Source organism: Paraglaciecola sp. G1-13 (assembly GCF_055809255.1).
The window spans coordinates 3,129,913-3,144,755 of the sequence record NZ_CM147903.1 but is presented as its reverse complement, the minus strand read 5'-3'; the positions used below and the strand labels follow the sequence as shown (position 1 = coordinate 3,144,755).

At 44.7% G+C, this 14,843-nt stretch carries 11 protein-coding genes and 3 tRNA genes; 13 read left to right on the top strand and 1 reads right to left on the bottom strand.

Annotated elements, in window-relative coordinates:
- The first annotated feature begins 289 nt into the window (after window positions 1–289).
- From metA to AC0L6N_RS13325, 4 genes are all read left to right on the top strand, one after another.
- On the top strand, window positions 290–1,216 hold the full coding sequence (metA, locus tag AC0L6N_RS13340) for a homoserine O-succinyltransferase MetA (RefSeq protein ID WP_473475147.1): 927 nt from the start codon (window positions 290–292) through the stop codon (window positions 1,214–1,216).
- A gap of 38 nt (window positions 1,217–1,254) precedes the next feature.
- Entirely contained in the window at window positions 1,255–2,307 is a 1,053-nt protein-coding gene (locus tag AC0L6N_RS13335; protein WP_473481332.1) for a homocysteine S-methyltransferase family protein, read from the top strand.
- A gap of 88 nt (window positions 2,308–2,395) precedes the next feature.
- On the top strand, window positions 2,396–5,020 hold the full coding sequence (metH, locus tag AC0L6N_RS13330; RefSeq protein ID WP_473475145.1) for a methionine synthase: 2,625 nt from the start codon (window positions 2,396–2,398) through the stop codon (window positions 5,018–5,020).
- A gap of 75 nt (window positions 5,021–5,095) precedes the next feature.
- Window positions 5,096–5,683, top strand: coding sequence for a DUF938 domain-containing protein (locus AC0L6N_RS13325; protein WP_473475144.1), 588 nt, complete (start codon window positions 5,096–5,098; stop codon window positions 5,681–5,683).
- A 53-nt stretch (window positions 5,684–5,736) separates the two neighbouring features.
- Here AC0L6N_RS13325 and AC0L6N_RS13320 read toward each other — a convergent pair whose 3' ends face one another.
- Window positions 5,737–6,891, bottom strand: coding sequence for a GNAT family N-acetyltransferase (locus AC0L6N_RS13320; protein WP_473475142.1), 1,155 nt, complete (start codon window positions 6,889–6,891; stop codon window positions 5,737–5,739).
- Between the two features lie 26 nt (window positions 6,892–6,917).
- Between AC0L6N_RS13320 and AC0L6N_RS13315 the strand changes: the two genes are divergently transcribed.
- The 9 genes from AC0L6N_RS13315 (at window position 6,918) to AC0L6N_RS13275 (ending at window position 14,747) form a co-directional block, all read left to right on the top strand.
- Complete coding sequence (locus AC0L6N_RS13315) at window positions 6,918–7,385, top strand: regulatory protein RecX (protein ID WP_473475140.1); 468 nt, start codon at window positions 6,918–6,920, stop codon at window positions 7,383–7,385.
- Window positions 7,386–7,510: 125 nt separating this feature from the next.
- Window positions 7,511–10,108: an alanine--tRNA ligase gene (gene alaS / locus AC0L6N_RS13310; protein WP_473475138.1), complete on the top strand. Its 2,598-nt coding sequence runs from the start codon at window positions 7,511–7,513 to the stop codon at window positions 10,106–10,108.
- A gap of 135 nt (window positions 10,109–10,243) precedes the next feature.
- Entirely contained in the window at window positions 10,244–10,459 is a 216-nt protein-coding gene (gene csrA / locus AC0L6N_RS13305) for a carbon storage regulator CsrA (RefSeq protein WP_006993689.1), read from the top strand.
- Between the two features lie 351 nt (window positions 10,460–10,810).
- A tRNA-Ser gene (locus AC0L6N_RS13300) sits at window positions 10,811–10,901 on the top strand.
- A gap of 106 nt (window positions 10,902–11,007) precedes the next feature.
- Window positions 11,008–11,084: transfer RNA gene (locus AC0L6N_RS13295), tRNA-Arg, on the top strand.
- Between the two features lie 47 nt (window positions 11,085–11,131).
- A tRNA-Arg gene (locus tag AC0L6N_RS13290) sits at window positions 11,132–11,208 on the top strand.
- Between the two features lie 314 nt (window positions 11,209–11,522).
- The gene (locus AC0L6N_RS13285; RefSeq protein WP_041713943.1) at window positions 11,523–11,786 is read left to right on the top strand and encodes an OadG family protein; all 264 of its coding nucleotides are present in this window, start codon (window positions 11,523–11,525) and stop codon (window positions 11,784–11,786) included.
- A gap of 30 nt (window positions 11,787–11,816) precedes the next feature.
- Window positions 11,817–13,607 carry a sodium-extruding oxaloacetate decarboxylase subunit alpha gene (oadA, locus tag AC0L6N_RS13280; RefSeq protein ID WP_473475136.1) on the top strand — a complete coding sequence of 597 codons (1,791 nt, stop codon included), beginning with the start codon at window positions 11,817–11,819 and terminating at the stop codon, window positions 13,605–13,607.
- A gap of 9 nt (window positions 13,608–13,616) precedes the next feature.
- Window positions 13,617–14,747 (top strand): sodium ion-translocating decarboxylase subunit beta, encoded by a 1,131-nt coding sequence (locus AC0L6N_RS13275; protein WP_006993686.1) that lies wholly within the window; start codon window positions 13,617–13,619, stop codon window positions 14,745–14,747.
- Window positions 14,748–14,843 lie beyond the last annotated feature (96 nt).

The following is a 14,843-nucleotide window of genomic DNA, read 5'->3' as shown; positions in this document are numbered from 1 at the left end:
CAGGTGCTCATATCGTATTACCCCTAAGGTAAGGTTTGCGGTTTTTGCTTGGCGTTAACTTGCTTTTTTCCACGGTTATTCTCTTCTTAATCACTTAGTGCATCGATTTAATTATCTCGCAACGCAGCGCGTCTCTCCATAAAATGTTGAAATGATAAACACAGGAGCACTTGGTTATGCTCTTTCGAACTTAAGCAGTTTTTACGTTTAGACGTCTAGACGTAAAGATGTTGACATTTACGGCGTTTTGCTCCAGATTTAACCTATCTAAACACATCTTGGAGCCACTATGCCTATTCGAATTCCGACAGAATTACCTGCACAAAGCATTCTAAATAGTGAGAATATTTTTGTGATGGATACCGATCGTGCTGCCATGCAGGACATTCGTCCGTTGGAAGTCGGTATCTTGAATTTAATGCCCAACAAGATGGAAACAGAAGTGCAGTTCTTGCGTCTTTTATCGAATACGCCGTTACAAATCAATGTGGACTTGATACGCATCGACAATCAAGCGCCAAAGAACACCCCTGAATCTCATATGAAGGCGTTCTATCAAAACTTTGACGATGTGGCGGATAAGCAATACGACGGATTGATTGTCACTGGTGCGCCTTTGGCATTGTTGGATTATGACGACGTAAAATATTGGCAAAAAATGAAAGTGGTGTTGGAATGGGCTCAGCGCCATGTGCAATCCACTTTGTTTTCATGCTGGGCTGCACACGCAGCTTTATATCACTTCCACGGTAAAAACCGCAGGTTGCGTGACGAAAAGCTCAGTGGAATATTTGCTCATCAAGTGAAGGATGAACATAACGAACTAATGCGCGGCTTTGACCCCGTATTTCATGCCCCTCATTCGCGTTATGGTGAAATAAGCGTAGCAGACTACGAGTCGGTTGAAGGACTTAGTGTATTAGCTAGTTCAGAAAAGACGGGGGCATATATAGTCGCCTCAGACGACAAACGATTGGTCTTCGTCACGGGACACCCTGAATATGATCCTGATTCGTTGGACCAAGAATACAAGCGTGACCTAAAAGCGGGATTAACCCCCAACATGCCAGAAAATTACTATCCTGATGATGACCCGGCACAAGGGCCTTTAGTTACTTGGCGTGCTCACGGTAGTTTGCTGTTTACCAATTGGTTAAACTATTACGTGTATCAGAATACGCCTTATGATTTAGCATCATTGTCGAACAAAGATTAGACCTATTTATTATCAGTTTTAAAGGAAAAAATGTGTCAATGGTAACCTCAGAACAAGCATTACTAGACGCCGCACGATCACGGATCCTCGTTTTAGATGGCGCAATGGGCACTATGATCCAAGCGCATGACTTTCAAGAAGATGACTATCGTGGTGAACGATTCGCCGACTGGCATAGTGATGTTAAGGGCAATAATGACTTATTAACGCTTACCCAGCCTGACGCCATTTTTGATATTCATTGTGCATACCTAGCCGCAGGTGCGGATATCATCGAGACAAACACCTTTAACGCCACCACAATATCCATGTCTGATTACAACATGCAGTCATTGGCCAAAGAGATAAATATAGAATCGGCTAAATTGGCCCGCAAAGCCGCTGATAAATTCACAGCGCTGACACCTGACAAACCGCGCTTTGTGGCCGGAGTGTTAGGCCCAACAAGTCGCACCGCATCAATATCACCTAATGTGAACGACCCGGGTGAGCGAAATGTCACATTTGACGAGCTCGTTGAAGCATATGTAGAAGCGACGAATGGCTTAATAGAGGGGGGCGCCGATTTGATTATGGTGGAAACCATCTTTGATACGTTAAATGCAAAAGCAGCTTTATTCGCCGTAGACACCGTTTTTGAGTCATTAGGCATAACGTTACCAATAATGATTTCAGGCACGATCACTGACGCCTCAGGTCGAACTTTATCTGGGCAAACCGCAGAAGCTTTCTATTATTCAATGCGTCATACAAATCCTTTCTCGTTTGGTCTTAATTGTGCTTTGGGGCCAGATTTGTTGCGTCAGTATGTTGATGAAGTATCTACTGTGGCGGAATGTTTGGTATCCGCTCACCCCAACGCCGGTCTACCTAATGAATTTGGCGAGTATGACCTTGAGAGTGATGAAATGGCTGAGCATATTCGCGAGTGGGCGCAATCAGGCCTCGTCAATATCGTGGGAGGATGTTGCGGTTCTACTCCAGAGCACATCGCCGCTATCGCCAACGTGGTTAAAGAAGTTGCCCCGCGCGTCATCCCAAAACATGAAATTAAACTACGTCTTTCTGGGCTTGAGCCCTTTGTACACTAAATACGGATTGAAGTAGTGGTATTGAGCCATGACGAGTTTTGGCTTAGTGAAATGGCAAGTGAATGAAATTAAGTAAATTGAGTAACCTATGACCCAAGCAAGTGCATCTTTTATCAATGTTGGCGAACGTACTAACGTCACCGGATCCGCCATGTTTAAACGCCTTATTCTAGAAGGTGATTTTGAAAAAGCACTAGATGTTGCTCGTCAACAAGTGGAGAACGGCGCGCAAATCATTGATATCAATATGGATGAAGCCATGTTGGACTCAGAAGCAGCAATGACGCGCTTCTTGAATTTGATTGCCTCAGAGCCTGACATCTCTCGCGTACCGATTATGATTGATTCATCAAAATGGTCAGTAATCGAAGCAGGTTTAAAGTGTGTTCAAGGTAAGGCGATTGTTAACTCCATTAGTTTAAAAGAAGGCGAGGAAAACTTCTTACATCAAGCTAAATTACTGAAACGTTATGGTGCAGCCACCGTTGTGATGGCATTCGATGAGGCAGGGCAAGCGGATACCGAAGATAGAAAATTTGAAATTTGTCAGCGTAGTTATCTGTTATTAACAGAAAAAATAGGCTTTCCTCCAGAAGATATCATCTTCGACCCGAATATTTTTGCGGTTGCCACGGGGATTGAAGAGCACAACAATTATGCTGTGGACTTTATTAATGCCACGCGCAGAATCAGACAAGGTTTACCTCATGCCCACATATCTGGTGGGTTATCAAATGTGTCGTTTTCATTTCGCGGCAATAATCCAGTACGCGAAGCTATGCACTCAGTGTTTCTATTTCATGCCATAAAAGCGGGAATGGATATGGGCATAGTGAACGCGGGTCAGCTTGAGGTGTATGACCAGATCCCAGCCGAGCTGAAAGTCGCGGTTGAAGACGTTATTCTCAACCGTCATCCTGATGCCACTGACCGGCTTTTAGAACTTGCGCCCAAATATCAAGGCGATGGTAAAGCGCAAGTAAAAGAAAACCTCGAATGGCGCGACCTGCCAGTGAATAAGCGCCTAGAGCATGCACTTGTGCGCGGTATCACTGATTACATTGATGAAGATACCGAGCTAGCGCGTCAGCAAGCAGAAAAACCACTACACGTAATTGAAGGGCCATTAATGGATGGCATGAATGTAGTAGGGGATTTATTCGGTGAGGGTAAAATGTTCCTGCCTCAAGTGGTTAAATCTGCACGAGTCATGAAAAAAGCAGTGGCTTATTTAAATCCTTACATTGAAGCCACCAAGGAAGTTGGCAGCTCGAACGGTAAGATTTTGTTGGCGACGGTAAAAGGTGACGTTCACGATATCGGTAAAAACATTGTTGGGGTGGTTTTGCAGTGTAATAACTTCGATATTATCGACTTAGGCGTGATGGTGCCTTGCGCTAAGATCTTGCAAGTAGCCAAAGACGAAAACGTCGACATGATTGGTTTGTCTGGGCTTATTACCCCATCCCTTGATGAGATGGTATACGTGGCAAAAGAAATGCAACGTCTCGGTCTGGATTTGCCTTTGCTTATCGGCGGTGCAACCACATCAAAAGCGCATACCGCAGTCAAAATTGAACAGAATTACGATCAACCCGTGGTTTATGTGCCCAATGCCAGTCGTGCTGTTGGTGTCTGCCAAAAGCTGATATCAAAAGAGCATCGGCCTGCTTACGCCGAGCAAATTTCCAAAGAATATGACGTGGTTCGAGAGCAACATGCCCGTAAGAAGCCTCGCAGTCGTCCCGTCACCTTAGAGCAAGCCCGAGCTAACGCCTTTGACTTCGACTGGAGCCAGTACACACCGCCTGTACCTAAACAATTAGGTGTTCAAACCGTGTCTGTAGAGCTGACAGAGCTGCGCGCTTACATAGACTGGACACCGTTTTTCCTAACATGGTCATTGGCTGGCAAGTATCCTCGAATTTTACAAGATGACGTAGTCGGTAAAGAGGCACAGTCGTTATTCGATGATGCCAACGCTATGCTTGATGACTTGTGCGCAAACAAAAAGCTGCAAGCGAAAGGTGTCATGGGGATTTTCCCTGCAAATAGGGTTGAAGATGATATAGAAGTTTATACAGACGAAACGCGTACTCATGTTAGAGAAGTCTGTCATCACCTTCGTCAGCAAACAGAAAAGGCCAAAGGCTTTAATAACTGTTTAAGTGACTTTATTGCACCTAAGTCATCGCAAAAAGCGGATTTCATTGGTGCGTTTGCAGTGACCGCAGGTATAGGCGAAGACGAACTCGCTGAGGCCTACATCGCCGATGGTGACGACTACAACGGGATCATGGTTAAAGCCCTTGCAGATCGTCTTGCAGAAGGCTTTGCTGAGTATTTACACGAGAAAGTACGCAAAGAAATCTGGGGTTTTGCACCGGATGAATCTCTGAGTAACGAAGAGCTCATTCGTGAAAAATACCAAGGTATTCGCCCTGCACCAGGTTATGCGGCGTGTCCTGAGCATACTGAAAAACAAGCCATTTGGGACTTACTTGATGCCGAGAAGAACACAGGTATGAAATTGACCGAAAGTTACGCCATGTGGCCTGGGGCTGCCGTTTCGGGATGGTACTTCTCTCATCCCGATGCGCGTTACTTCGCTGTTGCACAGCTCCAAAAAGATCAGTTGCTCGATTACGCGACGCGTAAAAGTTGGACTGAGTTGGAAGCTGAGAAATGGTTAGGCCCGAATCTACATGCTTAGTACTGTATTCGATGTGCTTTTAGCCATTAGCCAATGCTATTGCAGTACAACCTGCACAAGGATATTCATAGTACGATGACTGAAAAACGTTATAGTCCCTCATGCGAAAATAACCGCCTACCGATCCTAGCGGTGTTAAAAAGCGCATTGAAAGATCGTCGTCATTTACTCGAAATTGGTTCTGGCACAGGCCAGCATGCCGTGTATTTTGCCCCAGAGTTACCCCACTTAAACTGGCAAACCAGTGATTTAGCCTATAACCACCCCAGTATTCAAGCCTGGCTCGATGACTTGCCGGCACCTAATCTATATCAACCAGTGGTGTTTCAAGTCGGGGCTGATAATTGGCCTGTCAGCCACGTTGATTGCGTATATACCGCGAACACCACTCACATTATGCAACCTCATGAAGCTGAGGTCATGATGCAGACAGTAGCTAAAGAGTTACCTTCAGGTGGTGTGTTTTGTCAGTACGGGCCGTTTACGATAAACGGGGAGTTCACTAGCCAAAGTAATCATGATTTCAACCAACACTTGTTGAATGAGGACTGTGGTGGCATACGCGATATAGCAGAGTTAACGCAGTGGGCTGGGGAGCTAGAGCTTGTAGAGCAAAAGCCTATGCCTGCTAATAATTTTATGCTCATTTGGCATAAACCTTAGTAAAATCCATCGCGCTCTATCGGCGAGCGTGATAATTCTGTGATACCAGTGACCTAGTCTTGCGTTGCTTTGAAAGGCAATAATTCTGTGGCGTTTTGCTTATATGATCGGATCCCCGCGTCTTCTTGCTGAAGGAAGCGTCTTACACCGTCATGAAATGCTGGCTCAGCTAACCAATGGTTTGAGTAGCAAAAAATGGGTTCAAAGCCGCGTAAAATCTTATGTTCACCTTGAGTGCCAGGATTAAATGTAGCGATATTTTGCTCAATGCAAAACTCGATGCCTTGATAGTAACAACATTCATAATGCAGGTTATTGATGTCTTCCATCGCTCCCCAGTATCGGCCATAGAGCTGCTTATCGTCATACAGGTAAAGGGCACTGGCGATAAGCTGATCGTCACGCGTGGCCATCACCAGCATAATATTGTCACGCATCGAGTGGTACAATCGGTTGAAAAAATCGCGATTAAGGTAACCCTGATGACCACTGCGTTTTAAGTAGGTTTGCTGATAACACTGATAGAAAAAGTCGATATGTTCAGGGGTCAGGTTTTTAGCAAATACTCTTTCGAGTTTTACCCCTTGATCTCGTACTTTTCTTCTTTCGTTTCTAATCGACTTTCGTCGCCTAGAGGTAAGCGTCGCGCAAAAATCGTCATAATGTTGGTAGTCTCGATTAAACCATTGAAATTGAACTGCCCTGCGCATCATGTGCTGATGTGTATTTAGCGCTGCGCTTAAATCCTCAGGCACAAACAACCAATGCATAGATGAAAGTCTATTTTGCGAAATGTAAGTTTGAATGGCTTTGCAGAGTTGGGGCAGCAATTGTGATTTATCCGTGCCGGTTTTTAACATTAACCTTGAACCTGGCACCGGAGTAAAGGGGATGGCACTGATCAATTTGGGATAGTAATTTAGACCGTACTCGCGATAGGTATTAGCCCAAGCAAAATCAAAAACGTACTCCCCGTAGCTATGATTCTTTGTGTACAAAGGTAGAATGCCTACCAAAGTGTCATTGTGATAAATTGTGAGGTGTTGCGGGTGCCAGCCTGTTTTGGCTTCCACAGATTTTGAAAGCTCCAGTGCTTCAATAAAAGCATATTGATGAAACGGGTCACTTTGCTCAGCAATCGCATTCCAACTCTCACTGTCTATTTGCTCTATGCTGCTTAGAAATTTAAAATCAAATATTTGGCGCATAACACTCTACAGGATCCCTTTGATGGGTGAATATATTACCTGATATGACAGATAACGACAGTAAGAACATTAAATATAGTATTACCAAATATTTATCGATGCGCGAGCATAGTTGTCACGAATTGTTGCAGAAATTGACAGCTAAGGGGTATGACAAGGGGTTATGCGAAGAGCGTATTGCTCAATTCAATAAAGCAGACGTTCAAAGCGAACTGCGTTATGCCGAGATGATTGTGCGCAGCCGAGTAGCAAAAGGTAAAGGTGAAAAAATCATACGTAGTGAGCTGAGTCAGCACGCTATTGCGCCTGAGCTCATCGACATTGCTATTACCGAGCAAGAGATCGATTGGGATGCGCTCGCTATTCAAGTAGCTGAAAAAAAGTTTGGCCATAAGCCCGCGAAGGATTGGCAGGAGCAACAAAAGCGTAATCGTTTTATGCAATACAGAGGCTTTAGCCACGAACAAATTCGGGCAGTGAAAAGCGTGCGCTAAGTGCCTTGAAGTCCTTAACAAGTTAGCGAAAAACATGCTATCTTTGCCGACTAATAAATAGTTAAAAATGGCCGTTTGAGGCCATTTTTACCCTCAAATCATTAAATGTTGTTTCAGGATCATCCATGAGTAAGAGCACAGCGCAAATTCGACAAGCCTTTTTAAACTTTTTTGCAGACAAAGGGCATCAAAAAGTTTCTAGTTCGTCTCTGGTTCCAAGCGACGATCCCACATTGTTATTTACCAACGCGGGTATGAACCAATTCAAAGATGTGTTTTTAGGCACTGAACAACGCAAGTACACCCGTGCAACCTCATCTCAGCGGTGTGTAAGAGCGGGTGGTAAACATAATGATTTAGAAAATGTAGGCTACACCGCGCGTCATCACACCTTTTTTGAAATGCTAGGTAACTTCAGTTTTGGTGATTATTTCAAGCACCAAGCTATTGGTTATGCATGGTCTTTTCTAACCGAAGTATTGAAACTGCCGAAAGACAAGTTATTAGTCACTGTTTATTCAGAGGACGACGAGGCATTTGACATTTGGCACAACGACATTGGCATTCCTAAAGAAAAAATTATTCGTATTGCCACCTCAGATAATTTCTGGTCAATGGGTGACACCGGGCCTTGTGGGCCTTGTTCTGAAATATTTTATGATCACGGTGAACACATTTGGGGGGGGCCTCCTGGCTCCCCAGAGGAAGATGGCGATCGTTTTATCGAAATCTGGAACTTGGTTTTCATGCAGTTCAATCGTCAAGCCAATGGTGACATGTTGCCTTTGCCTAAACCCTCTATCGATACCGGGATGGGGTTAGAACGTATTTCGGCTATTATACAAAATGTGCACAGCAACTATGAAATTGATATTTTCCAAAACTTGATAAAAGCCACTGCAAAGATTGTTGGGGTAACAAGCCTTGAAGATAAATCGTTGCGCGTGGTGGCGGATCACATTCGCTCCTGTAGTTTCCTTATTTCAGACGGCGTCATGCCATCGAATGAGGGGCGAGGGTATGTACTGCGTCGTATTATCCGCCGCGCGGTGCGCCACGGTAATAAGCTGGGTGCAAACGGCGTGTTTTTCTATAAATTAGTAGCAGCATTGGCCACAGAGATGGGCGACGCGTATCCAGAGCTAAACGAACAACGTGCAGTGATTGAAAAAGTGCTTCGAGTGGAAGAGGAGCAATTTTCTCGTACGCTTGAGCGCGGAATGCTAATTCTAAACGATGCATTGAACGAGCTTGAAGGTAAAGTGGTACCGGGTGATGTGGTCTTTAAGCTCTATGACACCTATGGCTTCCCGGCAGATTTGACCAATGATGTAGCCCGAGAGAAAGGTTTGAGCATTGATGAGGAAGGGTTTGAGCAGGCGATGGCTGAGCAGCGAAAACGAGCCCAAAAAGCCAGTAACTTTGACGTGGATTACAACGAGCAACTTCGCAGCGATTTAGAGTCAATCTTTGTGGGATATGAACATGAAGATAACACTACAACAATCACTGAGCTGTTTTTCAAAGGGCAATCAGTTAACGAATTAGCAGCAGGTGCTGAGGGCACAGTTATTTTAGATGAGAGTCCATTTTATGCCGAAGCGGGTGGTCAAGCTGGCGATACAGGTACGTTAGTCACTGACGAGGGTGGTTTCAGCGTAAAAGATACGGTTAAGTTAGGAAAAGCAATCGCCCATAAAGGCGCTGCCCTTAGCAAGCTAAGCGTGGGAGATAGCGTATTAGCAAAGATTAATGGTGTTCGTCGCCATGCTATTAAGCTAAACCACAGCGCGACGCATTTAATGCACGCAGCACTGAAATCGATTCTTGGTGAGCATGTAAACCAAAAAGGTTCGTTAGTACAAGCGGATCGCTTACGCTTTGATTTCTCGCATTTTGAAGCGATGAGTAAAGAGCAAGTGCTGGCTGTGGAAACCATGGTGAATGAGCAGATACTCGCCAATCACCCTTTGCAAACTCAACTAATGGGCTTAGAGCAAGCAAAAGAAGCTGGTGCAATGGCCTTGTTCGGTGAGAAATACGATGATGATGTGCGCGTGGTGTCCATGGGGAGTTTCTCGATGGAACTGTGCGGCGGTACACACGTTGAACGCACTGGTGATATTGGATTATTTAAAATCATCTCAGAAAGCGGTATCGCGTCAGGCGTGCGACGAATAGAAGCGGTAACAGGTTTGACTGCACTCCAACATGTACAGCAACAGACATTCGAACTAAGTTCTATTAGCGCAGTCTTAAAAACGGATGTTAATTCTGCGGGTGAGCGCGTTGTTCAACTTATCGAGCAGACCAAAACGCTCGAAAAAGAAGTCGCTAAACTTAAGCAGGAAATAGCTAATAGCGCGGGGAGTGATCTTTTATCCCAGATAAACGAAATAAATGGGGTAAAAGTATTGTCTTATCATGTACGAGGCATTGAAAGTGGGGCTTTACGCACCATGATAGATGATCTAAAGAATCAAATCGGCAGTGGCGTTATCCTTTTAGGGGTAGCAACTGGCGATAAGGTTAGTTTAATTGCTGGCGTCACGAAGGATTTAACCCAAAAGGTGAAAGCCGGCGAGTTAGTCAATTTTGTGGCTCAGCAAGTAGGTGGAAAAGGTGGCGGACGTCCTGATATGGCGCAAGCTGGTGGCTCTCAACCTGAGAACTTAGACACTGCGATTGCCTCTGTTTCAGAGTGGTTGCAAGAAAGGCTGTAAATGTAAAACCGACGAATTTTTGCCGTGACAACAAAAATAAGGAAGCGTCGAGTGTGTAATTCTTTGGTTATTTCAAAGGGATACGCTAGTTTTAAATTAGGGATTATTTTTTGTAAATGGATAAGGAGCTAAAAAATGCTAATTTTGACCCGTCGTGTTGGTGAAACCTTAATGGTCGGTGACGAAGTCACAGTAACGGTATTAGGGGTAAAAGGTAATCAGGTAAGAATTGGTGTTAACGCGCCTAAAGAAGTATCTGTGCACAGAGAGGAGATTTACATGCGAATTCAAGCTGAAAAAAATGGTCAGCTTGCAGGACATGACTCATCATCATCGGATGAAGATAATTAATTTTATTTTTTCTGATAAAAAAAAGCTGGTTTACCCAGCTTTTTTTATGCGAAAAAGCCGTGGTTAACTTAATGATATACGCATTTTAGCGATGAAATATCATACGTTTAAGACGCTTTTTGTACGAACAGCTTAAAATACCAGCAAGCAGTAAAAATCTTTATAAAAAGTGTTTGACTTACTCCTGTGTGTCGGTAAACTTCGGCTCCAGATTTAGGAGAGACACCAAACGGTGAAAGGCGCTTCCAACGCTACGGAAGTTAAGTAAATAAGGCCTTTGTAAGATGGTTTATGCTTTGGCATAATACTCAAACTAAGACTAAATCAGTAGCAACAATTTAGCGGTTTTCCGGAGAGGTGGGTGAGTGGCTGAAACCAGTTCCCTGCTAAGGAACCATACGTATTACTCGTATCGAGGGTTCGAATCCCTCCCTCTCCGCCATAACTTAAACGGTAATCATTAGATTGCTAAGAAGCTTAGACTAAAGGAAGTAAGCTTGAGTAAAACAAGGTAGAGTGCCTAATATGTTTTATTCGATAACGATTTTGCGCATGTAGCTCAGCTGGATAGAGTACCTGGCTACGAACCAGGCGGTCGGAGGTTCGAATCCTTCCATGCGCACCATTATTAAGTTTAATATAAATAGTCTAATATTAAATTGTCCTGTTTTTGCGCATGTAGCTCAGCTGGATAGAGTACCTGGCTACGAACCAGGTGGTCGGAGGTTCGAATCCTTCCATGCGCACCACATTAAAAACCCACTGATTTCAGTGGGTTTTTTTTTGCTCAGAATTTCGCTCTCCCATTCATCACACTCGTTTTTAGCGCTTCCTCACGATTTCGACGCGCTGCTTATCATCTACTATTAGACAATGTTAGCCTGATCTTTCTCTACAACATGTAGAGTAGGCAGGTGTAATAGCTATTTATTGGGTATTCATGCAAGAAAAGTGAATTATTCCTTATTTTTTATTCCTTTTTAAACCGCCTTAAAAGTTGTGTTATTTCAGTGCACATGGTACTTATCGGGTCGTTTTGTCAGTTACCGGAGAAATACTAACTATGCAACCTGATGTAATGTCGTTATTACTTGAAGCTGGAATGCTCCTCTTAGTGGGGATGTCAGTGGTTTTTCTATTTCTGACCTTATTAATTGGCGCTGTTAATTTGATTGCATGGGTGTGTGCTAAATTTCCCGAAGAAGAATTGTCCGTCCTCAACCAGACTCGCAACCGCGCAACGCCCGCAGCTAATCAGTCAGGCGTTTCCGCGCCCGTGGTTGCGGCTATTACCGCCGCTGTTGATCAGTACCGTCGCCAACGTTAATTTTTACTTATTGTTTAATAGGAACCCAAGATGTCAAAACCTCTAGCCATCACGGATGTAGTGCTGCGTGACGCACACCAATCATTACTTGCTACGCGAATGCGAATTGAAGATATGTTGCCCATTGCGGCAAAGCTTGATCAGGTCGGATACTGGTCTTTAGAAACATGGGGCGGCGCAACATTTGATTCCTGCATTCGTTACTTGGGCGAGGATCCATGGGAGCGTATTCGTTTGCTTAAAAAGGCCATGCCAAACACCAAGCAACAAATGCTTTTACGCGGACAAAACTTGTTAGGTTATCGACATTATGCTGATGATGTGGTCGAAAAGTTCGTTGAGCGAGCTCACACCAGTGGTGTAGATGTTTTTCGTATTTTTGACGCAATGAATGACATTCGTAACCTTAAAACGGCTCTTAGTGCAGCAATCAAAGTAGGGGCACATGCCCAAGGCACCATTTCATACACTGTAAGTCCCGTGCACTCATTGCCGCTGTGGCTTGATATGGCAAAGCAGTTAGAGGATTTGGGTGTACATTCTATCTGTATAAAAGATATGGCCGGATTGCTTAAGCCGTATGTATGTGAAGAGCTTATTACGCGCCTCAAAGAGACCGTGAGCGTGCCTATCGCCATGCAGTGTCATGCTACTACCGGTTTAAGCACAGCAACCTATCAGAAGGCGATTGACGCAGGGATCGACATGCTGGATACGTCAATCTCGTCTATGAGTATGACCTATGGCCATAGTGCGACAGAAACCATGGTGGCGATTGTTGAAGATACACCAAGAGACACAGGCCTTGATTTGCCCTTACTGGCTGAAATAGCAGCTTACTTTCGAGACGTTCGTAAAAAGTACGCTAAATTCGAAGGCAGTTTGAAAGGGGTAGATGCACGTATCCTATTAGCTCAAGTGCCCGGCGGTATGTTGACTAACATGGAATCGCAGCTAGTTGAGCAAGGCGCTCAGGACAAATTAGATGAAGTTCTTAAGGAAATTCCTCGGGTGCGTGAAGACCTAGGTTTTATTCCGCTTGTCACTCCCACCTCTCAAATCGTCGGTACTCAGTCTGTACTTAACGTGCTAACCGGCGAGCGTTATAAAAGTATTACCAAAGAAACGGCTGGTGTATTAAAAGGCGAGTATGGCGCCACCGCCGCACCAGTGAATGCTGAGCTACAAGCACGTGTATTGGATGGCAAAGAAGCAATAACCTGCCGACCAGCTGATTTATTGGATGATGAATTAGACACCTTAGAGCAAGATTTACTCAATCAAGCGAAAGAGCAAGGGATTACGCTCGCTGAGAATGCGATAGACGATGTACTCACTTATGCGCTATTCCCACAGATTGGCTTGAAATTTTTGAAGAATCGCCATAATCCCGATGCATTTGAACCCGTGCCCACCGCTGACAATATGGACGCTAGCGCAGCGGTGAGTGCGACACCAAATAAAGCCACAGAGTCCTACTCTGTACGAGTTGATGGCAAAGTCTACGCTGTTGAAGTGGCCCAAGGTGGGGAGCTGACAGATATTCAGGTAGCAGGCACCGCCCCTCAAAATAGTGCACCAGCTACATCTGCCCCGGTATCCGCTGCAGGTGAAGATGTTGTAGCACCGCTGGCAGGTAATGTTTTCAAGTTGCTCGTGCGCTCAGGTGATTCAATCAGCGAAGGCGATGTAATTGTCATCATGGAAGCGATGAAAATGGAAACCGAAATTCGCTCCACCGCTTCAGGTACCATCCAAGATATATTGGTTAAAGAAGGTGATGCAGTGCAGTCTGGCCAAACGATGCTGACGTTGGCGTAGGGATTATTTATGGATAAATTAACCTTACTTTGGCAAAGCACATCGTTAGCCCATTTCGAAATTGGTCAGATTGTCATGATGGCTGTTGGGTGTTTGTTGCTATTTTTGGCGATCGTAAAGAAGTTCGAGCCCTTACTACTCGTGCCTATTGGGTTTGGTGCCATTTTAACCAATATTCCATTGGCGGGGTTTAGCGATCCGGGCGGTCTGCTTTACTACATTTATTATGTAGGGATCGAAACTGGGGTGTTCCCACTACTCATATTTATGGGGGTGGGCGCTATGACCGATTTCAGCGCCTTAATCGCTAACCCGAGAATGCTGCTGCTGGGTGCAGCCGCTCAGTTTGGTATTTTTGGTACTTTGTTTGGCGCGATTGCATTGAATTTGGTTCCGGGGTTTGAATTTACTTTAAAAGATGCTTCGGCAATTGCCATCATCGGCGGAGCTGATGGACCAACTGCAATATTTTTAGCCTCGAAATTAGCGCCGGAATTATTAGGTGCCATTGCCGTTGCGGCATATTCATACATGGCGTTGGTGCCTATTATTCAGCCACCAATAATGCGCCTATTGACCACTGAAGACGAACGTAACATCAAGATGGCGCAACTGAGAGTGGTCTCTAAGCGTGAGAAAATTATCTTCCCGTTAGCGGTTTTATTGGCGACGATTTTGTTCTTACCTTCGGCAACCCCATTAGTTGGAATGTTCTGCCTTGGTAATTTGATGAAAGAGTCGGGGGTGGTTGACCGTTTAAGCAATACTGCTCAGAACGAATTGATTAATATCGTCACGATATTTCTTGGTTTAGCGGTTGGCTCTAAACTATCAGCAGATAAATTTTTGACAATCGAAACCTTGGGTATTTTGGGCTTAGGAGCAATAGCATTTTCAATTGGTACTGCTGCAGGTATTTTGATGGCTAAAGCCTTGGGTAAGCTTTCCAGTGAGAAAATTAATCCATTGATTGGCGCTGCTGGCGTATCGGCTGTGCCCATGGCCGCGCGAGTCGTCAATAAAGTAGGTCTTGAAACTAACCCGCATAATTTCTTGCTGATGCATGCTATGGGCCCGAACGTGGCCGGTGTACTTGGCTCGGCAGTGGCTGCAGGTATCTTATTAGCACTGGTGGGATAAGCCCGCTACAAAACTGCACACACCACTAAAAAGGGCTTAGCAACATACACTGCTAAGCCCTTTTTTATTGGATATCGTTTCTCGACCTTGGTGGAA

Excerpts from the sequence above, each read along its gene's own strand:
- AC0L6N_RS13335 (WP_473481332.1), top strand. The coding sequence starts at position 1,255 with ATGGTAACCTCAGAACAAGCATTACTAGACGCCGCACGATCACGGATC.
- oadA (WP_473475136.1), top strand. The coding sequence starts at position 11,817 with ATGTCAAAACCTCTAGCCATCACGGATGTAGTGCTGCGTGACGCACAC.
- AC0L6N_RS13320 (WP_473475142.1), bottom strand. The coding sequence starts at position 6,891 with ATGCGCCAAATATTTGATTTTAAATTTCTAAGCAGCATAGAGCAAATA.
- AC0L6N_RS13275 (WP_006993686.1), top strand. The coding sequence starts at position 13,617 with ATGGATAAATTAACCTTACTTTGGCAAAGCACATCGTTAGCCCATTTC.
- AC0L6N_RS13285 (WP_041713943.1), top strand. The coding sequence starts at position 11,523 with ATGCAACCTGATGTAATGTCGTTATTACTTGAAGCTGGAATGCTCCTC.
- metA (WP_473475147.1), top strand. The coding sequence starts at position 290 with ATGCCTATTCGAATTCCGACAGAATTACCTGCACAAAGCATTCTAAAT.
- csrA (WP_006993689.1), top strand. The coding sequence starts at position 10,244 with ATGCTAATTTTGACCCGTCGTGTTGGTGAAACCTTAATGGTCGGTGAC.
- metH (WP_473475145.1), top strand. The coding sequence starts at position 2,396 with ATGACCCAAGCAAGTGCATCTTTTATCAATGTTGGCGAACGTACTAAC.
- AC0L6N_RS13325 (WP_473475144.1), top strand. The coding sequence starts at position 5,096 with ATGACTGAAAAACGTTATAGTCCCTCATGCGAAAATAACCGCCTACCG.
- alaS (WP_473475138.1), top strand. The coding sequence starts at position 7,511 with ATGAGTAAGAGCACAGCGCAAATTCGACAAGCCTTTTTAAACTTTTTT.